Source organism: Bifidobacterium sp. wkB338, assembly GCF_003688325.1.
GTDB classification, from domain to species: domain Bacteria; phylum Actinomycetota; class Actinomycetes; order Actinomycetales; family Bifidobacteriaceae; genus Bombiscardovia; species Bombiscardovia polysaccharolytica.
The window spans coordinates 304,492-324,879 of sequence record NZ_NPOR01000011.1; the positions used below are offsets into that span (position 1 = coordinate 304,492).

Genomic DNA, 20,388 nt, shown 5'->3' on the forward strand with positions numbered 1-20,388 from the left:
GCCACCGGCCTTTTCACCCCTGGATGCGCAGGTTCCACAGGGGCAGGTAGCGGTCCACCAGAGAGCTGGGCATGCCCTGCAGGCGGGGGGCGGTGAGGACCAGGGGCGTACGCTGATACAGCCAGTCGCTGGGGGAGAGGTCGCTGACCTGTCGGGCAAAGTCCTTCAGTCGCTCGGCATAGGTGTTCTGGTCGGTGCAGTCCGTCACCTGCTTCCAGGAATTCTGAATATCGATGTTGTCGAAGTGCATCGTGGATTCGGGGTCAGCGAAGCGGTCGATTTCATCATTGTCCATGACCAGCAGGGCCATGTCATAGTCGTGGCGGTTGAGTACCTGGTCGCGGAATGCAGTCTGGTCCACCATGGAGACCTGGCTGGGGATGCCTACCGCCTTCAGCTGCGTGCTGATTAGATCGCCCACCTGGTTGCCGAATTCCTGGGGGTAGATCAGGCGCAGACCGCCGTGATAGTAGGACGGGGCGTAGTAGGAGTTTCGACGGGCCGCCTGGATGCGGTCGAAGGGGAAAGCCTGCAGACCGGGATCATAGCCGGGGCTCAACGGGTTGAGCGGCCCGCCCAACACTTTGGCTCCGCCGCCTTCCAGATCGGCCAGCGCCTGGCGGTCCACGGCATAGCGGACGGCCTCGCGCACATGCTGGTCGGATAGCAGGCTGGATGCCTCGTTGTTGAAGGCCAGGACCACATTGTTTGTGCTGGGCGTGGCAGTCGGCGCCTTGCCGGCCTGTTTGGCGGTGGCGGGATCCATGTCCACTACAGCGTCCAGGCGTCCCTGGTCCAGATTCTTGATGGTCTCTTGCGGGCTGCCGGTGTAGCTGATGATCACCTTGTGGATGGCGGCCTTGTCCGGGCCTTGGTAGGACTTGCTGGCGGTCAGGGTCAGGCTGGTACCCGGCTGCCAGTCATCCACCTGGTAGGGGCCTGAGCCAGCTGATCGAGTGGAATAGTTGACCCGGGCCCGGCGGTCGTAGACTATGCCCGCCCGACCGCTCAGTGCTGTCAGCAGCCTGGCGTTCGGGCTCTTCAGGCCGATTACCAGTGTGGCATCATCGGGGTTGGTGACCCTGGCCAGTCCATCCAGGTCCCGATGGCCCTGGTACTGGTGGTCGATGATCTGCTGCAGGGACCAGAGGGCATCCTCCGAGGTCAGGCGGCGTCCGTCGACGAAGTGGGCGTCATTGCGCAGATGAAAGGTGTAGAGCAGCCCGTTTGAGGAGACCTCCCAGTTTTGAGCCAGGCCGGGCGTCGGCCGGCCTTTGGCGTCGGGCCTGGTCAGAGTCTGGTAGACATTGCCCATCAGGGCCTGGTCGGTGGCAAATCCGGGTTCGGTGCGGATGTCAAGGGAGACGGGGGCCTGGCGGGCTCGAATGCGCACGATCTGGCCTGTGCTCCCCTGAACCCAGGGCAGCTGCCAGCTTCCCTGACCTGTCACCAGCGGCCAGGCTATGTAGGTGCCCGCTGTCAGGATCGCCAGTACCAGCAGAAAGATGATTCCGGATCTGATTTGTGTGTGTCTGCCCCGTGCCATGGTTTTGATTCTATCGAGAGGCTGGTCCGGCCAGGAGTTCGGCGCTGGGGCATGTTTCGGCCAGGGGGCAGTGGAGGCAGTCGGGCTTGCGGGCGTGGCAGGTGGCTCGGCCGTGGAGAATCAGCCTGTGCGACAGATTGGTCCAGTCCTCGGGCGGGAAACAGTCGCAGATCTCATGCTCGATCTTCACTGGATCGGGGTGGGTGCTGCGCCAGTCGGTCCGCCAGCGCAGGCGGCCGGTGACCCTGGTGACGTGGGTGTCCACCGGGAATCCGGGGATGTTGAAGGCGTTGCCAAGGACTACATTGGCGGTCTTGCGCCCCACGCCGGGCAGACTGGTCAGTTCCTCCATGGTCTGGGGAACCTTGCCGCCGTAGTCTTCGGTCAGCATCTGAGAGAGCCCCAGCAGGTGGCGGGCCTTGGCGTGATAGAAGCCCACCGGGTGGATTATGGCCTCCAGTTCGTTCGGCTGGGCCTGGGCCATGGCTGCGGGATCGGGGTAGCGCTCGAAGAGTTCAGGGGTCACCGAGTTTACCCGCTTATCGGTGGTTTGGGCGCTCAGGACAGTGGCCACCAGCAGTTCGAAGGGGTTGTGAAAGTGCAGGGCGCAGACCGCCTCGGGAAAGACCTGGCAGAGGATGCGGTACTCCTCGTGCATGCGGGCCAGGCGGTGGGCCTTGCTTTCCCTGCCTTGGGGACGCTTTCGATTTGATGATGCATCAGTCACTATGATCGGTTTTCTTCTTCTTGGAGTCCTGGGATTGTTCTGACTGGCTGTCCTCTTGTTCGGCTGGATCTGGGTTGGTCCCGGCATCCGGCTCGGGCTTGGGGGCTGAGGCCGTCCGTGCTGACGAGGGCGGGTCGAACCGGTAGCCCACATTGCGGACCGTGCCGATCAGGTGCTCGTACTCGCTGCCCAGCTTGGCCCTGAGCCGCCGCACATGCACATCAACCGTCCTGGTGCCGCCGTAGTAGTCATAGCCCCAGACCTCCTGGAGGAGCTGCGCCCTGGTGAAGACCCTGCCGGGATGCTGAACCAGGTATTTGAGCAGCTCGAACTCCTTGTAGGCCAGGTTGATAGGACGACCGTGGATTCGGGCTGTGTAGCTTTCGGTGTCCACAACCAGATCGCCTGAGCGGACCTGACCAGTGGGCACCTGGTCCTCAGCCTCTTCGGGCTGAGCATCTGGCTTGCGTGTCGGGGTCTCGCGTTGGCAGACCAGACGCAGCCGAGCTTCGACCTCGGCGGGGGATGCGGACTGAATGATGACGTCGGCCACGCCCCAGCTGGCATTGACCACGGTGAAGCCGCCCTCGCTCAGAACCAGGATGATGGGCGTGGACAGGCCCGAGGCCCGGGTCAGGTTGCAGAGGGTCTTGGCCTCGGCCAGGTCGTCGCTGGCATCGATCAGCAGCACTGTGTCCTCGGGCATTCTTACCAGGGAGGCGGCGTCCAAGGGCAGAACGCGCACCCGATGGGAGAGCAGGGCCAAGGCTGGCAGAACCGATGCCGGGTCCTCGGCGCAGGTCATCAAGGTCAGATCCGTCACGGGGGTACCTTCTTCCCTGTCCGTTCGTCCATAGAGGGGTGGATTCGTTGAACAGTCGTCATCATTGTACAATCGGCCCGTCACAGGGCTTCGAGTTCACAGGATGGCCTTGCCCTAGGATGTGACGTATGGCTCCCCGATGGGGACAGGCAGGAGGACCCATGGCGCAGACCGTAAAAGAAACCCGGGATGGGCGCGCGCCCGCCCTGACGCAGCTGCTGGCCCTGGCGGCGCTGATCCTGCCGGGCGTGGCGGCGGGCTTGTTGGCCGAGCCTCGGGTCGCCCGATGGGTGCAGGCCTTCCTGGTTCTGGTGCTGGGATTGGCCCTGTTGGCCTCTTGGCCCTTGGTGGGTCGGGGTATTCGCCCCGGCCCAGACCGAGCCATGTTCGGTTTGCTGACCTTGGTCTGCCTGGTTCCGGCCTTGGTCATGCAGGGGTCTGACGCCTTCAGGGTCTGGCTGTCGACTGCGGCATTCCTGCTTGCCCTTCTGGCCGTGTTCATGTTTGTTCGGCAGATGCTGCGTAGGGACAGGCGGATGGTCATCCGGGGCATTTCTGCAACCGCCATGGGCGGGGTCACTGCTGTCGCCGCCTCGGGATGGGTCTTCCTGCCAGAGCTGGTCAGGGGCTTCGGACCTGACCTGATGCCAATCCTGGTAGTGCTTGTGGCCTTGCTGCTGCTGATCGGGCTCATCATCGCAGGCTATCGCTGGGCCGAAGAAGCAGCTGATCGGCCTGGGGCCATTGGTCTGGCGCTGATGTCGGTGCTTCTGTCCGGAGCCATTGTGGTACTGGCGGCACTCGTCCTTCAGACGACGATCTGAGCTAGGCGTTCATCAGGTGATCCAGAAGGATCTGGATGCCCATGACTATCAAAATGATGCCGCCGGCGATTCTGGCCGGCTTGCGCCAGCGGGAACCGACGACGTATCCAATGCGCAATCCCGCTATGGAGACCGCAGCCGTCACCAGTCCGATGACCAATGCGGACAGCAAGATGTTGATGCCCAGCAGGGCCAGGCCAGCGCCCACGCCGAATGAGTCGATGCTGGTGGCTATGGCCGCAGGAAGCATTTGCCGCCAAGAGAAGTCCTCTTCGCCGTTCGCTCCTTCTTCCTTGCCGTAGACGCCCTCGCGGATCATGTTGACCCCGATGGCCGACAGAATGCCGAAGATAATCCAGTGATCCACAGCGGCCAGGGAGTCCTGCAACATGGAGGCTGCGAAGTAGCCAAGCAGGGGCAGCAGAGTCTGGAACCCGCCGAACCAAAGTCCGACCAGCCAATGATGGCGGGCCCGCAGTCGCTTTACAGACAGTCCCTTGCTGATGGAGACGGCAAAAGCGTCAGAAGATACACCTAAAGCGACAAACAACAATCTTAAGAACACGGCATTCCTTGAAAGGGTTCATCCCCGGTGGGATGGGCCTCGACCAGGTCTCCTCAAACCCGCCTACGCCTCGGGAGCGTCGAGCGCGGAACTGCCGATTCGAGTCGGCTTTGAATTCGTTGAATGCCGTTCACATGCTACGCCATAACAATATGGACATAGATTTTACCTGTCAGCGCTGGAGAATCAAGCATGACAGGCTATCGGACAGGCCCGTTAGCGAGCCATAGTCACCGTTAGGCTGCCCCCCGCTGCGTGGATGGCGCTGATGACCGTGCTCAGTGCCGGATCCCCCTGATTACTCAGGGCCTTGTAGATGCCCGAACGGGATCGGTCGGCATCCGAGGCGATGGCGCTCATATGCCTCTGCGCTCGCGCTACCTCGCCGAGTGCATTTGCGATGATGGCAGCTCCTTGCCGAGGGTTTTCGGCCTTGTCGGCCTCCTCCATGGCAACCTGCAGGTAGGTGACGGCCGCCTGCTCGCTATGTATATGGTCGCCTGCATGAAATTTCCTGATCTTCAACATCATCACAACCCTGTCCTTAATGTGGTCCGTTTCCTTGCCCGTTGGCTGACATCAGCTTTCCAGATATGACTTCCACAGATGTTTTGCATGGTCTATGTCCCTCTTCTGATGAGCCTTGCTGCCGCCGCAAAGCAGTAACACGACCTGTCTGTTCTTCAGGCTAAAGTAGGTGTGGTAACCAGGACCATAGTGAAAACGCATTTCGAATACGCCTTCTCCCAAAGTTTTCCAATCCTCTGACAGGTGCCAGGATAGCTTTACTTGTTCCCATCGGTGCAGGATACGTACTGCCGACTGGGTGTCTTTCATTTCATCAATCCACCGGCTGAATTCCTCAGTCTCCAGTACTTCAATGATGGACAGGGGCATGGTGCCGCTTCTCCTCCCTTATTTTCGAGAAGATGCGTCCCATTCCCCACAAGAAAAGTGTACACTACAGTAGACATTAGAGCAATTGCTCATGACATCTAGATGTCGGGTGACTAACGGATTCTGTTGCCGGTTTTCGAGTATTACAGGTCTTACTGGTCCTGGTAGGTCACGGCGTAGAACTCGCCGTTCTGGAAGCGTGCCATGTACACATCGCTGACCTTGTGTATGCCCTGCTTGGCCAGTTGCTCGTCAAGCCAGTCCTCGTCCCGTCCCATGGTGTCAAGAACGTCGGGATTGACCCGTCCGTCCATGACCACCGGATAGCGCACGTCCTTGTCGCCCTCGGAGATGATGGTCAGGCCGCCGTTCTGTTCGACGATGCCCCGCTTGACGTCGCGGATGTCGTTGATGCCCTTGGTGCGCAGCTTGAAGTCCACCTCCTTGGCTGTCAGGTTGACCTTGAGGCAGTTTTGTACCAGCAGCTTGCCGTTTTTGATGATGGTGACCGGCTCGCCGTCAATGTACTTGCCCACCGCGTGGATGTGGGTCTTGGCATACCTGGTGATGAGGATCAGTGCCGCCCATATCAGCAGGATGACAATGTACTGGGCCATGGAGATGCTGTCGCTGTAGATGACCCCGCCGATGATGCCGCCCAGGACGTAGTTCTGCAGCTGGTCCATGGGCGAGGTGGGCGCCAGGTTCCCTTTGCCGGTCACGTTGATGAGCAGGGTGATGAAGAGCAGCCCGACGATCAGCTTCAGGGCCACGTTGACGTAGAAATTGATATCCATGGGTCACTCTCCGATCACGGTGATGTCTGGGTGGTACAGGTCGGCGCGCTGCAACAGGAATTCGGAGCCTGAACTGTTGAATACCAGGGTGTAGTAGCCCTTGGGGGTCTTGATGATCATGTCGTTGTTGCGCGAGGTGTCGTTGATGCTGATCTGCTCAGGATCGACCTTGAGCTTGGCTGCGGATTTGTCGATGACCGTGGTCAGCTGTCCGCTCTGCAGGCTGGCGGTGCGCAGATTGGTGTAGTCGCTGTACTGGATGGCCGCCGCCAACAGGAGCAGGGTTGCCAGGATGATGGACAGATCCTTGTACTTGTGGTTCCAGCGGTGGCGGGAGTACATGAACAGGAAGAAGAGGAAGGCCAGGGCCAGAACGACGACAACGATGATCCTGATCATGGTCCAGTTGGTCTGACCGCCCTTGAGGTATTGGTACGTATAGAAAGTCATAGCCGCTCCTGCCCTTGCGCGCGCACCCGCAATTCGCAATCGTAGACGGCCAGACGCGTTTTGGGAGGATTTGGGCATGCAAAACCCCGGTTCGGGCGCTCGATTGGGCCCTTGCCGGGGTGATTGTGCAGACTGGTCGGCCTTGAGAGGTCAGTGCTGGGCGGCCAGGCGCTCGCGTGCAGCCTTGATCTGTGTCTCAGCAGCCTCGGCGTTGGTCCAGTAATCGCCGGGCATGACCTCCTTGCCTGGTTCCAGAGCCTTGTACTGCTCGAAGAAGTGCTTGATCTCCTGCTTGTGGAAGTCGGAGACGTCATCGATGTCCTTGATGGCATCGTAGCGGACATCGGCAGGCACGCAGAGGACCTTGTCATCCCCGCCGGCCTCGTCGACCATGTGGTAGAGACCCACGGCGCGGCATTCGACGATGCAACCAGGGAAGACCGAGTCGGGGATCATGACCAGAGCATCCAAGGGATCGCCGTCCTCGCCCAGGGTGCCGTCGATGTAGCCGTAGTCGTCGGGGTAGCCCATAGAGGTGAAGAGGGTGCGATCCAGCCTGATATGGCCGCTATCGTGGTCCATCTCATACTTGTTGCGGGAGCCCCGGGGGATCTCGACCAACACGTCGAATGTCTCTGCCATTGTCCTGTCTCCTTCTCGGTCTGGACAGCATAGGTATGTGTTATACACAGCATAACCGTCCCGCGGCACATTCGACCACAATCTCCCGCTCACGCACCTATACGCCCGGCAGTCGCTCATACTCAAGGCATGGAGCGGGCGAAGAGTGAGGACGAGTATGAACAAGCATAGACGGGTCAGCCTCTTGGCGGCTCTGGTTGCCTTGGCGACCCTTGCCGGTCCGGCGGCTCCTGCCATGGCTGGCGGAGGATCGGGTCATGCCGGTGGCGGACCTGTGCCCCCCGGCGGCGAAAATGTCCGGATCTGGCAGGGCTGGGCCTACAAGGATGACGACCAGGGCGCTTTTGGCGGTTATGAGATAGGCAGCATAGACAGGGCGTTGTCCCAAATGGGTGTGGTGGATGGGGGCAATGCCACTACGGCCCGGGTCAAGCGGCAGGCTCTGGATGAGGCTAACGGCAACTGTCAGGCGCGCTTTAACGAGGCCCATGCCGACCAATCAGGACAGGGCCACTGTCGGGTAACCGGCGTGGGAGTGGTTGCTGGCTATCGGGGATCCCAGCGTATCTTTGACGGGATCTGTGTGGCTATTCACAAGCTTTGGATGGATAACTGGCGCAGCCAGGTGGCCAACAGAACCTTCAGCAACCGCGGGGTGACCTACCGAACCGGCGACCCATTCTGGGATCAGCCCGAGGACAGTCTGGACAAATTTGCTGACGAGTATGCAGGCAACGAGAATGACATTTCCCTGGTGGTGATCATGCTCAATGACTACGAGCCCAAGCCGGCAGATCTGCCGCCGGATCCCCCCGACAAGGAAGTAGATCGTGGAACAAGCGCGGATGGGATGACCAATCGCACCCGTATCATCACTGAAACCGGCCACGGCGGGCGAGAACTGACTTTTAGCGATGTCTTTAATCCTCAGGGCAAGCAGTACCGTATAAGCGGCCAGCATGTCAGGGACCAGACCAGCGGTGAAGATTTGACTGACAAATTCATTTTCAACACCGCCGAAGGAGCTAGGCCGCCTGGTGACCGGGCCACAGCAACCTGGAAGGGCGGTGCTCTGCCGCAGAAACACCGCTGGGTGTGGCAGCTGGATGTGACTGTCGAGCGGCCAGAGACCGGGGTGATTCTGGACCAGGGAGGAGTCCACTGGAAGGGCGCCGCCCGGCAGATTGACCAGTCGACTTCGGAACGTCGTACACCCACATGGAAGCCCAGGCCCGACAAATCCTGGATCCTGCGAGATACGGCTACGGGGGTGTGGAAGAGCGTCATAGACCCGCAGTGGAGTAACGGAACTGGGGCCGACGGGCATGCCTTTCTGGACGGGGACCGGGTGGGGTCGGTGGTCAACGCCACTGTCGAAGCCCATCTGATTGAGGCTCCCAAGGTTTTCGCACTGACTGACGACTGGAGCGCTGCTGACTATCTGGTTGATCAGGACGGGGCTCGGGCCATTCGCGTCTTCGTAGCCAAGGCCAAGGCGGATGCGGACGGGCACTACCGGCGCAGCAGCATCGAGGACATTGTGGCCAAGGGCAGGGATGTGACCGATCGTTTCGAGATCAGCGTGACCGGTACACGAGCGCGGGCACAAGCCAAAAGCGGATGGTTGAGCGGTCTTAAGGGGATGGAGGACCCCATGCAGGTCACCATGCTGGTTCCCTTCACGGTCAGCTTCGCCAACGGCGGCGGCGCGGCCAAGGTCCGCAAGGATATGGGTGGAGCACCTGACCAGGAGCTGATCTTTTGCCGGGCTCCTAATAGCCATGGCAGCCAAGGCGAGCCTCTGACCAACTCGGGCTCCCAGACAGTCAACAGGCAGAGCGTGGAGACTAATAAGCCAGGCATTTGCGGATATCTGCCCCCGGTACGCAAGGACGTAATCTCTGAGGCTGGTCAGGGCGGGGAGCAGGCCAGCGTCGACGGCAAGGTGGTCTTCCCTGGTCAGCGGCTGGAGTATCAATTGGATACCCAGCCCAGCCTGCCCGGCAATCTGGCCTATCCTGTCAAATCAATCATCCTGACGGATGTGTATGACCGCTGGTTCTTGCCTGACAAGCAGACCCTTGAGGTGACTGACCTGCAGAGCGGCGATATCATCGCCAAGACCGGATACGCCACAAAGTGGAAGGCCAAGGACCACAGTTTGCGTGTGACCATTACCGATCCCGGCCGGATCAGCCAGTGGCGTGCCGGGAGCAACCCCAGAATTCGCCTGCGCTTTGAGGGCAGGGTTGATCCCAAGGCCCCAAGGGATCATCGGGTGGGAAATCAGTGGTTGTTGACGCTGAACAATTCACTGACCCCCTCCAACCAAGTGAGCAATCCGCCTGCTGACTTCCGTCCCTCGAAGAGCGATGTCAGCGTGCATAATCCAGGCATCAGCATCAACGGCAAGGTGCTCTTTGTGGGTGACCGGGGAGTTTATCGAATCAGTCTGGACGCCCGCCGTAAAGACACCGCCTATCCGGTCTGGCGGCTGGGCATGACAGATGCCTACGACGCTCGGCATCTGGATATCGATCCCAAGAGCATCGAGGTCCTGGGTTCCGACGGCCGCGATTACACCAAGGCTTTCAATATCCAGGTAAGAAACGGCATGGTTCTGGTCTTCGCCAAAACTGTGGACACCTATGTTCCGGCCACAGGTGCGACCCTCAAAGGAGATCCTCAGCCTCCCGATCTGGCTGCCTATGCCGCTGCCCGAGGCCATAGTCCCCTCAGGGAGCCGGCCATTGACCAAGGGTTGCTGGGGCGCACCTACGATCTGGTCCTGCCTTACACGGTCATCCGTGCAGAGCCTGGTCACGTGGTGCGCAACCAGGCAACTCAGATAGTCAACGACATGCGCAAAGCGACCAATGTGGTCGCTAATCCGGTCAAGCCGCTCAATCCCGCCAAGGATGTGGTAGTGGACGTGGGCGGGGACAGCGCCCACAGCAGCAGTCTCTACCGTGGCCGGCTCTTCCTCTATCGTCTGGATTCCAGTCTCCTGCCGGCCGGACGGGCCTATCCGCAGGTGAAAACCTGGCGGATCGAGGATCGGCTGGACCCCTCGGTGGACCGGTTCACCGGCCATTGGGCCGTCTACGCCAACCAGGATCTCTACGAGAATGGGCGCATCCTGATTCATCATGGACAAATCATGGCTGGTTCGGATATATCTGCAGATATTCATGGCGGCCCCCTGTTCACGATGACCGCAGACCCGGCAGGTCTGGTCAAAGTGGAGGCCACACCCCGATATCTGGCCTTGGTCAGCGCTTCAGGCGACCGCTCGGTCGGTTGGAGGACTTACCTGCAATGCAGACGGCTGAAGAACGTGGAGCGTCATGAGAACCGATTTACTGAGTTCTATCAGGACAAGACCATGGTCTCCAACACGGTCTGGACCAGAACGCCCGATATGACCCCGGCACTGCATATCGAGAAGTTTGATCAGGCCGGCGGTTTGCCCAAGGGTGATCGGGATCAGCCGGAACAGGCCCTTCGAACTCATGATGATGTCCCCATTGTCTTCCGGATCACCAATGATTCTCCTCGCGATCCCGGCGATGGGACCGGAGCCATCTTCCCCGCCCGGCAACTGCGTTTGGAGGATCAGACAGTCGTCGGTGAGGGGCGGGTGACCGGGATTCGCTATCCCGACAACTGGTCGACCCTGATGCTACGACCTGGCCAGTCTGTAGACGTGCATGCCACGGTGACGGGCATATCAGGTAGGCACACCGACAGGGTCAGAGTGATCGGCAGTCCTCTGGTGCCCTGTCCGGTAGAAGATGATGCGGCCCTTCCTGAGCGGGAAGATGCCGGTAAGGCTTCTCTACAGCCTGATTCCCGAGGCGTGATGGTCGACGGCCATCTGCTGTGTTCGGATCGGGCTGTCCGTTCCAATAGCGACGATTGGAACGCCCTTGGGGAAGCATTGCCCGGAACAGGGGCAGCTGTAGCTCTTCCTCTGGCCATTGTTGCAGCGGCAGTCATGACCGGCTCGCTCCTCTTCGGCCTGGTCAGGCGGGCGTCCAAGGGCCGTAGGGGCGGCAGTGACCGCTGATTTCACACGTCCAGCCCATGCGTGTCCCCTGGTCTGTCGTCTTTCTCGCTGGGCCACTGCTCATCCAAGGGGGGCTGAGATCCATCGCAGGCCAGGTAGACACGTGCGATGCGCATGCCGGCCCGTTCCGGCTCCAAGGTCAGCACGTGCCGACCGCCGGTCAGCTGGACGGCGGCCATCTCCGACCAACCCCAGACATGCTCGGTGGCGAAGGTCATCAGTCTTCCCCCTCGGGGGAAGATGTCGTCCGGGGCCAGCGGGTCGCCGTCCAAGATCACATGGCAGGAGTCCTCCAGGTCGGAGGCGAACTGGGCTAGGAGCCAGATCCGGTAGTTGCCTGGCCTGTCAACCTGGAAGGCAAAATTTATGCCGGGAGCTCGGCCGGGTTTGAGCCAGAGCTGTTGCCTTGGCTCGGTCCGCATGGCCAGGCCTCGGCCCCTGTGAATGGGGGCGTCGGTAGGGACCCAGCAGCCCTTCCGACACCTGCCATTCTGTGGACCATCCTGTGACAGCCAGGCGTTTTCGTCCTGTCTTAGGCAGTCGGCGGGCTCAAGGTAGATATGCTCTGGGGTCTTGTTGGCGTCATTGTCCTGGCTGAGCTTCTGCTCATGCTGATGCCCGGCAGGCCAGACCAGCTTCGGCCGTGTATACAAACCGCCGTGAAGCCAGTAGTCCTGATCGAAGTAGGGTACAGGTTCTTCCGGGGTGTGGTCCGGATCGATTCCGTAGTCTCCGATGGCCAGGTTCCGTAGGGGGCGGTCCAAGACCTCGGCCGTGGGCGTTGGCTGATGGTCCGTAATCTGATTGCCGGTCTGAGCCTTGTCTTTGTGAGAAGAGTGAGAGCTCCTGTTGTCGGTCTGTTTGGATGGTTGACCATCTGCCACCCAGGTACTGAAAGCGGGTCCCAGTTGGCTGGGCCGTTCCCGGCCGGTGTTGATCACCACTTTGTCGATGCCGAAGGAGTCGTCCACAGCGATCAGCTGCAGCCGGTGGGGTCCGGCCTTCAAATAGGGCAGCGTCATGGTCAGTTGCTCGGCGTTGTATACGATGGTCTCCTGCCAGTCGCCACGGAACTCGTCAGTGGTGGATGATTCCAGGATTTCGCCCTGGTCGCCATCCAGGCTGATACGCAGGCGAATTCGCCCGCGTGAGTTCAGAGTGGGCAGCCGGTGAACCTCCAGACCATGGCGGCCGGGGGTCTTCAGCCAGAAGTCCAGACTCAGACAGGCCCCACTTCCTGATTCCGGGTCGCTCCAGCCCTTGGTCTGCATCAGGCTTGGGCCAAAACGTCCCAGGTCTTGCGTCGCCAGCCAAGCAGTGGCCTGAGTGAGGTCGGGGTTGACGCGTCCGCGTGAGGGGTCCATGCTGATGTGGCCATCCGCCTCGACGAAGCCGGTGAATCCTTGTCTGAAGCCAGGATTCTCGCCTACTAGAACATCGACCCTGATCGGGGTAGACCAGGCTTTTTCAGTTGTCTCCGGCTTGCTGGGACGGGTGATGATGGTCAGCGTACCCTGGCGACCCGCATGTGTTGAGGCGTTCTCGACCTGTACATGGATTCGCCATTCATCCCTGACAATTCGCCGGTCTGCTTGCAGACGGATCCAGTCCTGATCGACGCTGATGCACACTTCCTGTGCAGGGCTTCCCATAAGGTCCAGGTCAATCCAACGGTCGGTGATGCCATAGGGATCGAAGACCAGCTTGGCGTGATGGCTATTGCCCGGGACTATGACGCCCTCCTGTGCTCCCTGTGGCGTCAGGATCAGTCTCTGGTTTGGTTGGACCTTCACCGGCCTGCAAGCCGGGTACTGAGGCAGCGTAGGAGGAGGGAACCTGTTGGGAGTGAGGATGCCGTCCCAACTGCCTTGTGCCAGCTCCTTGTTGTACCAATGGAGCAGAGCCCGGATCATCCCCTGGAAAAGATGGGAGATCCTCATCTGCCTGTCGGCGGCTGGCAAGGCGCTTCGGGCGGCCTCAAGACGGCTGCGGTCCGCATGGTAGAACTGGGCGTTCACGTAGTAGGCCATGGCGATCTTCAGATCCACCAACGATCGATAGGCTTCGCGAAACTCTGGCTTCATGCTCCTGCCAAGATCGTGCGAGCGTTCAGCTAATTCCCGTAAGGCTGCCAGGCGGCCGCCGGCCTCGTCGTCGTAACCTGTCTGGGTGAAGGAGTCCTCGTGCAGGTGCTCGATTTTGGTCTGATTGTTGATCCGGTAGTAGCTCATGCATAGATCGGCCACCTCAGAGCCGCGATCGTCGGCGAAGGTCTGGTCGAACCAGGCGGCCACGAAGTCCCGGGCCGACAGACTGTGGTGATCCTCGTCTGCATTCCAGGCCAGGTGGAGGAAGTAGGATCCCTCCAGCTCCAGGCGCTTGATGGCTCCCAGATTATCTACCCATACCCGGCGGATGCCCCGATCCCAGCACTTGCCCAGCTGGTCGTTCATCAGAGCCAGGGGAGTGGATGAGGTGCAGCGGTAGCTTGTCCTCGGTGGCGCCCAGTAGGAGCTGTGGTAGTAGACCCCATTGCCTCCGCTGCGTGCCCGTTCGGCCTGATTGGGGAAGCGACGCATATACCCGTAGTTGTCGTTGACCCACATGATGGTCACGTCTTCGGGCAGGTCCAGGCCCGCGTCGTAGAGGGGCAGCACCTCCTTGTAAGGAATGAAGAGCTGAGGTACCTCCTGTGGAGGTCGACCCAGGTGCTGACGCAGGATGTCCCTCTGGTCGCGAATGATCCGACCGAGCAGATCGACCCGCGCTCGCAGACGACCCTCCTGGTCCAGGTTCGGATCCTCGTCGATGGCGCGCGTGGTCAGGCCCGTGTCGTGTATACCGCGCATGCCCAGGGTCCAGGTGACCTCGTAGTTCCGGTTCATGTCCACGCTCTGCGACCAGTAGCGCCGAATCATATCCCGGTTGCGTCCGGGCAGCGAATAGTCATAGTCCACATGCGTGCCCTGCGAGGCCACCCAGGGGTCCCACTCATGCTGGTTGCTCCGCAGGAGCATGTCACAGTGGCTGCTTCCGATGACAATCCCCATGCTCTGGGCAAGCCTGCCGTTACGTGGATCGGCATTGAAGGCGTTGACGTGCATGGCCGGCCACAGATAGTTGCCGCCCAGCCGCAGAATCAGATCAAAGACTTTTTCGTAGGTCGTCGGTCCGATGGTTCCGTCGGGAGTGTGCAGGCGAGCCCAGTCGTCCAGCTCCTCCTCGTCGTTGATGAAGAAGCCCCGGTATTTGACCGAGGGCCAGTCGAAGACGCGCAGATCGTCGGGCAGGCATATTCGTTCATGGTGACGTGCCGGCACGTTCCCCCACCAGTGCAAGGGTGAGATGCCGATGGCCCGGCTGAGAGCGTAGATCCCGTAGATGGTTCCGCGCCGATCAGTCCCGGCGATATAGAGGGTGCCGTCGATGACCTGTAAGGTGAAGCCTTCCCAGCGATGCTCTCCTTGGGGGTCCTTGAGCGGGGTCAGATCGAGCTGGTCGGAGCAGACAGCCGAATCGATCCAACTGGAATGGCCCAGGGTGCCCAGGCAGATGGTCGGGCTACTCTCGTCGATCAGATTGGTTGGTCTCTGGGTCTGGCCGGTGACGGTCGCAAAATCCCTCATAAGATTGCTTGCCGCAATTTGCACGGCCGAATCCTCGCCATGATCCAGCAGCCAATTGGGCCGGACCCCTGAATCGGCCAGAACTGCGCCCGACCCGGCGGTCACTGGGATGGTTCCGGGCTGGGGATGAAACAAGGTGACCATGGTGGCGCTCCCACTGTCTGCTGATCAGGCGGATGCTCTGCCGCCTATGTTCGGACACCCATAGGCTAACACCTGATTAGGAAAATTTTCAATGAGCAAAAAAATGAATACGACTGACAAGGTTCGATGGCCGTCTCCCTCCATTACCATAGTTGGAGACGCTCACAGTCCAGCAGAGCCGGGAGGCGATCCGATGAGCAAGAAAGTGACGCTGGCCGACGTGGCTGCCAAGGCGGGGGTTGCGGTGTCCACAGCCTCCAAGGCGCTACGCAACAGCGCACAGGTCAGCGGTCCGACAAGGGCCAAGGTGTTCAAGGCCGCGGCGGAGCTCTCCTTTTCGCTCAATGAGCGTCAGAAGCAGTCCCAGCCTCCCAGCCTGCCTAAATCGGTGGGGCTGGTCACATCGGACCTGGACGGTCAGTTTTCCATGCCCATCCTGATCGGCGCGGAAAGTTACTTCGGAGTCGAGTCCATTCCTGTTTTTCTCTGCAACGCCGGCAGGGACCCTGCTCTTGAACAGCACCATATAGATAATCTGCTGGCCTATGGAGTCAAAGGTCTGCTGATGGTCGGATGGCGTACCGATCCGCGGCCTGCACTGACCAGCTGTCCGGTGCCGGTTGTCTATGCCAACCAGGCGTCCCTGGATCCCCATGACTGCTCGGTCGTCACTGACAACGAGGATATCGGGCGGCTGATGGTACGGCATCTGGTCGAGGGTGGATCCGAAAAAATCGTGCTGATTGCTGGCGATCCGGCCTTCCAGTCCTCGGTCAGGAGACTCAAGGGCGAGATGGCCGAACTGGATAGCCGTGGGCTGGCTGCTGTGCGTACAGTTCGGTATGGGGGCTGGAACGAAGAGACCGGACGTCGCACCATGATTGGCTTGCTGGATGAGGGCATCGACTTCGACGGCGTGGCTTGCGGCAACGACGAGATAGCCCGGGGGTGCCTGGATATCCTGCATGATCGGCATATTGCCGTTCCGGATAGGGTATCGGTGGTTGGGGTTGACAATCGGTCGGTCATTGTCGGCAATTCGCGTCCTCCGCTGACCAGCGTCGACCTGAATCTGAAAGCCATCGGCACCAGGGCGGCCAGCTGCCTTGCTGACATGCTGGACGGCCGAGGTCACCAAGGTATCGAATGCGTCAAGGGCACGCTGGTCCAGCGCGCCTCTACCAGAATGCCGCTCTAAAGCAGTCCGTCGCTCAATTTCGGATATCACTGCAATCGCAATTTCACCACCATAAGCGAGTCTTTCGCCCTTCAATCTTAAGAAACTTTTTTATTTGACAAACTTTTCTTTCCTTCTTATCATGACCAGTGTCAGAGTTGCCGATAGGCATTAGGGCCGCAGGTCGTCTGGTCCGGTTTCAAGTGCGATCGAGGTTGATCCTTTCGGCTCCTGCGCATCCCACTCGATGAAGAAGGGACATGTCATGACCTCGCACAAGGATGCATTGAACTCAGAGCGCGGATCATCCCGCTTCCGGCGGCAACAGACCTCGGACAGGCGTGGGCGCCGTCGGGAGAGCTTCGCTGAATATGCGCATCGTTGCTGGCCCTTGTGGGTGATGGTGCTTCCTGCCATCGTTTTTGTGGCCATATTCCATTACGGTCCCATGTACGGCATCCAGCTGGCCTTCCGCGATTTCGACTTCACCAAGGGCCTGACCGGTGGCAAATGGGTGGGCTTCCACTACTTCCGCCAGTTCTTCGCCTCACCCATGTTCAAGCCTCTGATGATCAACACGGTCCGCATCAGTCTGTGGACCCTGGTCATGGGTTTCATCGCACCCATCATTCTGGCCCTGCTCATCAATCAGATCCATTCCGGCAAGGTCAAGGGATTTGTGCAGACCATTACCTATATGCCCCACTTCATCTCCACCGTGGTCATTGTGGCAATGATCAATCTCTTCCTTACTCCCTCCTCAGGGCTGCTGACCCGCTTTTTGGCTTTTCTGCATGTGGTCAATCCAAACTTCATGGGAGATCCCGCAGCCTTCACCCCCATCTACTGGATCAGCGAAGTCTGGCAGCATATGGGGTGGAATTCAATCATCTATCTGGCGGCTCTGAGCTCTGTGGATACGGCCCTCTATGAGGCGGCCAGAATGGATGGCGCCGGCCGCTTCCAGCTGATCCGCTACATCGACATTCCCGCCATCCTGCCTACTGCCGGCATTCTGCTCATCCTCAACATGGGAGGTGTGCTCAACGTGGGCTTCGAGAAGGTCTTCCTCATGCAGAACACCCTGAATCTGCCGGCCTCCGAGGTCATCAGTACATACACCTACAAGATCGGCATTTTGCAGAATCAGTTCTCCTACTCGACGGCTATAGGCCTGTTCAATACGGTGATCAATCTGATCTTCCTGGTCACCGCCAATCAAATCTCGAAGCGTATCTCCGACACCAGCATCTTCTGAATCCGGAAGGAAGCCGACATGAGCATCAACCATGGCATCAAGAGCAGCGGTATCCGGCGGCTGACCCATCCTCAGAGCTGGAAGGACCGATTTGCCGATCTGGTCATCGTCATTCTCCTCCTGGCGGTGGTCGCCAGCATCATCTACCCCATATGGTTCATCATCATCGCCTCGGTCTCCGACCAGACCATGGTCAATACCGGGCAGGTCAACTGGCTGCCCAAGGGTTTCTCCCTGTATGGATTCCGGCAAATCCTCGGCGACGGACGCATCTGGAATGGCTACAGGAACACCCTGTTGTACACGGTTGTCGGCACTGCCCTGAATCTGGTGGTCACCATGCCTGCGGCCTTTGCCCTTTCGCGCCGCGAGCTGCGAGGTCGCCGTCTGATCATGCTCTTCTTCACCGTGACCATGTTCATCAACGGCGGGCTGATTCCCACCTACCTGCTCTACAAGCAGATGGGCCTGCTGGATTCCTGGGCCGTCTTCGTCATTCCCGGAGCGGTCAGCGTCTACAATCTGATCATTGCCCGGTCCTTCTTCGAGACCAGCATTCCCGAGGATCTGCATGACGCGGCCCAGATCGACGGCGCAGGCTGGTTCCGTTATCTCACTCGCGTGGTGCTGCCCCTATCCAGTGCCATCGTTGCGGTCATCGGACTCTATTACATGGTGGGACACTGGAACGACTTCTTCACCGGCTTGGTCTATATCCGCACCTATGACAAGCAGCCCCTGCAGATAGTGCTCAGGGACATCCTCCTGTCGAATCAGGCTTTCCAGGGCGGATCGGGGGCCACTTCCGGGGCTGGATACGGCCAGGAATACGCCGACCAGATCAAGTACGGGGTCATCATCGTCTCTACCCTGCCCCTGCTTGTCATCTATCCATTTATCCAGAAGTACTTCAACAAAGGTGTCATGATCGGGGCCATCAAGGGCTGACCGGTCCCTGCTTCATCGTTGCAGCAATGCATAGCCGTGATCAAACAAATCATCAGCCGAGAGAAAGGAAACATGATGAAAAACCATGAACCAAGGGGCATTCGCACCCATTTGGCTGTCGTGGGCGCGGGCATAGTCGCCCTGTCCATGCTGCTGGCGGGGTGTGGCGGCTCATCCAGCAAGCCCAAAACCAATGCCGAGGGCAAGCCCATCGTCACCATAGCTGTGGCTAAGCACCCCTTGACGCAGAAGATGTCCAAGATGGCCTGGCCCAAGCAGGTTGAGAAGGAATGCGGCTGCGAGATCCACTGGCAGGAGGCGAGCTCCGACTGGGATCAGAAGAAACAGGCCATGTTCGCAGCCGGGGACGTGCCGGATCTGATCCTCAAGGGCGTTACTCTGGCCGATCTGGCCACCTACAGCACCCTGTTCGAGGACCTGAGCAAGGACTTGGACAAGATGCCCAACGTCAAGAAGATGTTCACTACTGATCCTGCCGCCAAGCGATCGGTCACCATGAAGGACGGAGCCATATACATCCTTCCCTCAGTGGCCAAGGGGATCATGCCGGCCGATGCCAGCCACACATTCATCAACAAGCAATGGCTGGACAAGCTGGGATTGCAGGTACCGACCACCTGGGACGAGCTGGAGAATGTGCTCAAGGCCTTCAAGACCCAGGATCCCAACGGGAATGGCGAGGCTGATGAGGTGCCTTTCGACTTCTACTCGCCTTCCCCGGCCGGATTCGGCAAGAACGAGCCCGTACTCTTTCTTAATAGTCTGGGAATCGTGACCTCATTGGGAAGCGCCCAGGGGTATTACGTGGACAAGGGTCAGGTCAAGTCCTTCTTCACTGATCCCAGGTATAAGCAGGTCGTGCAGTTTATGAACAGGCTCTGGCAGGACGGGGTCATCGCCAAGGATGCCTTCACCCACGATTACTCCACTGCGCAATCCACCGCCCGTGGCCAGGGCGACAACGCCAAGGTAGGGTTCACCTGGGGCTGGACGGCTACTGATCGGTTCGGCGCCCAGTTGGCCAAGCAGTACGTGACCATGTCGACGCTCAAAGCCAAGCCTGATCAGAATCCTGACGAGCTGGTCTACGACCATGTGGGCGACAAGTACGATTACAATGAATCAGCCTTGGCCATGTCAGCCAAGCCTTCGAACAAGGATGCTGTGCTCAAGGTGGTCAACGCCCTCTACGGCCAGGAAGCGTCTCTTGAGCAGTTCTGGGGCGACATGGGCAAGGATATCCAGAAGACCGGTGAGAAGTCCTATAAGATTCTGCCGCCTGCAGACTCCACCAAGGATCCCTCGACATGGAAGTGGTCGCAGACCTTGGCCGATGGTTCGCCATACTGGATTCGTCCGGACCTGAAGATCGAGCTGCCGGCGGATGTGCAGGAGGCACACAGCCAGGTCAAGACCCTGGAGCCCATCCTCAGCCATGTCGATCCCAAGCGTGACATACTGCCTGGTGGGCTCAAATTCTCTTCGGCTGACAACAGCACCTTGCAGAACAACAACACGACCATACTCAATACGGCCATGACCAAGTTTGCGCAATGGACCACCAAGGGGGGAGTGGATGCCGAATGGGATCAGTACCTGGACACCCTCAAGAAGGCCAATCTGGACCAGAACATCAAGCTGGAGCAGAAGGCCTATGACGAGTACTACGCAAAGTAAACATCTGGGCAAGTGAATGATTGGGCTGTTCGTACTTGCCTGAAAAGCGTCCAACGGTCGAGGCGGGCGATCCTTTAGTGGACCGCCCGCCTTATGTTTGGCCCCACTGCCGCCAGTTCTGCGTTACGGCTGAATCTTCGTATAGCTGGGGATATCGGCTTCCAAGCATATGCCGCAGAAGTTCTGACGCGAAGGGT

The 20,388-nt window shown here is 59.5% G+C and carries 16 protein-coding genes; 6 read left to right on the forward strand and 10 right to left on the reverse strand.

The window, feature by feature from the left end:
* Positions 1–13 precede the first annotated feature (13 nt).
* From CI603_RS02730 to CI603_RS02740, 3 genes are all read right to left on the reverse strand, one after another.
* Positions 14–1,546 (reverse strand): ABC transporter substrate-binding protein, encoded by a 1,533-nt coding sequence (locus tag CI603_RS02730; protein WP_121912947.1) that lies wholly within the window; start codon positions 1,544–1,546, stop codon positions 14–16.
* A gap of 10 nt (positions 1,547–1,556) precedes the next feature.
* On the reverse strand, positions 1,557–2,204 hold the full coding sequence (gene nth / locus CI603_RS02735) for an endonuclease III (protein ID WP_121912997.1): 648 nt from the start codon (positions 2,202–2,204) through the stop codon (positions 1,557–1,559).
* A gap of 61 nt (positions 2,205–2,265) precedes the next feature.
* Positions 2,266–3,096, reverse strand: a complete 831-nt coding sequence (locus tag CI603_RS02740) for a response regulator transcription factor (RefSeq protein ID WP_121912948.1) — start codon at positions 3,094–3,096, stop codon at positions 2,266–2,268.
* Positions 3,097–3,257: 161 nt separating this feature from the next.
* Between CI603_RS02740 and CI603_RS02745 the strand changes: the two genes are divergently transcribed.
* A complete protein-coding gene (locus CI603_RS02745) occupies positions 3,258–3,920 on the forward strand; it encodes a hypothetical protein (RefSeq protein ID WP_121912949.1) in 663 nt (220 codons plus the stop codon).
* Between the two features lies 1 nt (position 3,921).
* Here the strand turns inward: CI603_RS02745 and CI603_RS02750 are convergent, their stop codons facing one another.
* The 6 genes from CI603_RS02750 to CI603_RS02775 form a co-directional block, all read right to left on the reverse strand.
* Entirely contained in the window at positions 3,922–4,485 is a 564-nt protein-coding gene (locus tag CI603_RS02750) for a manganese efflux pump MntP family protein (RefSeq protein ID WP_121912950.1), read from the reverse strand.
* 216 nt (positions 4,486–4,701) lie between these two features.
* Entirely contained in the window at positions 4,702–5,016 is a 315-nt protein-coding gene (locus CI603_RS02755; protein ID WP_121912951.1) for an addiction module antidote protein, read from the reverse strand.
* 48 nt (positions 5,017–5,064) lie between these two features.
* On the reverse strand, positions 5,065–5,382 hold the full coding sequence (locus CI603_RS02760; protein ID WP_220702251.1) for a type II toxin-antitoxin system RelE/ParE family toxin: 318 nt from the start codon (positions 5,380–5,382) through the stop codon (positions 5,065–5,067).
* A 152-nt stretch (positions 5,383–5,534) separates the two neighbouring features.
* Positions 5,535–6,179, reverse strand: coding sequence for a DUF421 domain-containing protein (locus tag CI603_RS02765; protein WP_198177229.1), 645 nt, complete (start codon positions 6,177–6,179; stop codon positions 5,535–5,537).
* 3 nt (positions 6,180–6,182) lie between these two features.
* Positions 6,183–6,629 (reverse strand): DUF3290 family protein, encoded by a 447-nt coding sequence (locus CI603_RS02770; RefSeq protein ID WP_045924896.1) that lies wholly within the window; start codon positions 6,627–6,629, stop codon positions 6,183–6,185.
* Positions 6,630–6,779: 150 nt separating this feature from the next.
* Positions 6,780–7,271, reverse strand: coding sequence for an inorganic diphosphatase (locus CI603_RS02775; protein WP_046323398.1), 492 nt, complete (start codon positions 7,269–7,271; stop codon positions 6,780–6,782).
* Between the two features lie 157 nt (positions 7,272–7,428).
* Between CI603_RS02775 and CI603_RS02780 the strand changes: the two genes are divergently transcribed.
* Positions 7,429–11,340 (forward strand): LPXTG cell wall anchor domain-containing protein, encoded by a 3,912-nt coding sequence (locus CI603_RS02780; RefSeq protein WP_121912952.1) that lies wholly within the window; start codon positions 7,429–7,431, stop codon positions 11,338–11,340.
* Between the two features lie 2 nt (positions 11,341–11,342).
* On the opposite strand, the gene CI603_RS02785 is transcribed toward CI603_RS02780, so the two are convergent.
* Positions 11,343–15,110 carry a glycosyl hydrolase 115 family protein gene (locus tag CI603_RS02785; RefSeq protein ID WP_121912953.1) on the reverse strand — a complete coding sequence of 1,256 codons (3,768 nt, stop codon included), beginning with the start codon at positions 15,108–15,110 and terminating at the stop codon, positions 11,343–11,345.
* A gap of 193 nt (positions 15,111–15,303) precedes the next feature.
* Between CI603_RS02785 and CI603_RS02790 the strand changes: the two genes are divergently transcribed.
* The 4 genes from CI603_RS02790 (at position 15,304) to CI603_RS02805 (ending at position 20,191) form a co-directional block, all read left to right on the forward strand.
* Positions 15,304–16,308 carry a LacI family DNA-binding transcriptional regulator gene (locus CI603_RS02790; protein ID WP_183122213.1) on the forward strand — a complete coding sequence of 335 codons (1,005 nt, stop codon included), beginning with the start codon at positions 15,304–15,306 and terminating at the stop codon, positions 16,306–16,308.
* Positions 16,309–16,552: 244 nt separating this feature from the next.
* A complete protein-coding gene (locus CI603_RS02795) occupies positions 16,553–17,545 on the forward strand; it encodes a sugar ABC transporter permease (protein ID WP_110425826.1) in 993 nt (330 codons plus the stop codon).
* A gap of 18 nt (positions 17,546–17,563) precedes the next feature.
* On the forward strand, positions 17,564–18,493 hold the full coding sequence (locus CI603_RS02800) for a carbohydrate ABC transporter permease (RefSeq protein WP_110425825.1): 930 nt from the start codon (positions 17,564–17,566) through the stop codon (positions 18,491–18,493).
* Positions 18,494–18,565: 72 nt separating this feature from the next.
* Entirely contained in the window at positions 18,566–20,191 is a 1,626-nt protein-coding gene (locus CI603_RS02805; RefSeq protein ID WP_121912955.1) for an extracellular solute-binding protein, read from the forward strand.
* The last annotated feature ends 197 nt before the right edge of the window (positions 20,192–20,388 follow it).

What these genes read in the sequence shown, in the direction of transcription:
- CI603_RS02805 (WP_121912955.1), top strand. Translation starts at nt 18,566, where the DNA reads ATGATGAAAAACCATGAACCAAGGGGCATTCGCACCCATTTGGCTGTC.
- CI603_RS02770 (WP_045924896.1), bottom strand. Translation starts at nt 6,629, where the DNA reads ATGACTTTCTATACGTACCAATACCTCAAGGGCGGTCAGACCAACTGG.
- CI603_RS02775 (WP_046323398.1), bottom strand. Translation starts at nt 7,271, where the DNA reads ATGGCAGAGACATTCGACGTGTTGGTCGAGATCCCCCGGGGCTCCCGC.
- CI603_RS02790 (WP_183122213.1), top strand. Translation starts at nt 15,304, where the DNA reads ATGAGCAAGAAAGTGACGCTGGCCGACGTGGCTGCCAAGGCGGGGGTT.
- nth (WP_121912997.1), bottom strand. Translation starts at nt 2,204, where the DNA reads ATGCACGAGGAGTACCGCATCCTCTGCCAGGTCTTTCCCGAGGCGGTC.
- CI603_RS02755 (WP_121912951.1), bottom strand. Translation starts at nt 5,016, where the DNA reads ATGATGTTGAAGATCAGGAAATTTCATGCAGGCGACCATATACATAGC.
- CI603_RS02765 (WP_198177229.1), bottom strand. Translation starts at nt 6,179, where the DNA reads ATGGATATCAATTTCTACGTCAACGTGGCCCTGAAGCTGATCGTCGGG.
- CI603_RS02800 (WP_110425825.1), top strand. Translation starts at nt 17,564, where the DNA reads ATGAGCATCAACCATGGCATCAAGAGCAGCGGTATCCGGCGGCTGACC.
- CI603_RS02795 (WP_110425826.1), top strand. Translation starts at nt 16,553, where the DNA reads ATGACCTCGCACAAGGATGCATTGAACTCAGAGCGCGGATCATCCCGC.
- CI603_RS02760 (WP_220702251.1), bottom strand. Translation starts at nt 5,382, where the DNA reads ATGCCCCTGTCCATCATTGAAGTACTGGAGACTGAGGAATTCAGCCGG.
- CI603_RS02730 (WP_121912947.1), bottom strand. Translation starts at nt 1,546, where the DNA reads ATGGCACGGGGCAGACACACACAAATCAGATCCGGAATCATCTTTCTG.
- CI603_RS02785 (WP_121912953.1), bottom strand. Translation starts at nt 15,110, where the DNA reads ATGGTCACCTTGTTTCATCCCCAGCCCGGAACCATCCCAGTGACCGCC.
- CI603_RS02780 (WP_121912952.1), top strand. Translation starts at nt 7,429, where the DNA reads ATGAACAAGCATAGACGGGTCAGCCTCTTGGCGGCTCTGGTTGCCTTG.
- CI603_RS02745 (WP_121912949.1), top strand. Translation starts at nt 3,258, where the DNA reads ATGGCGCAGACCGTAAAAGAAACCCGGGATGGGCGCGCGCCCGCCCTG.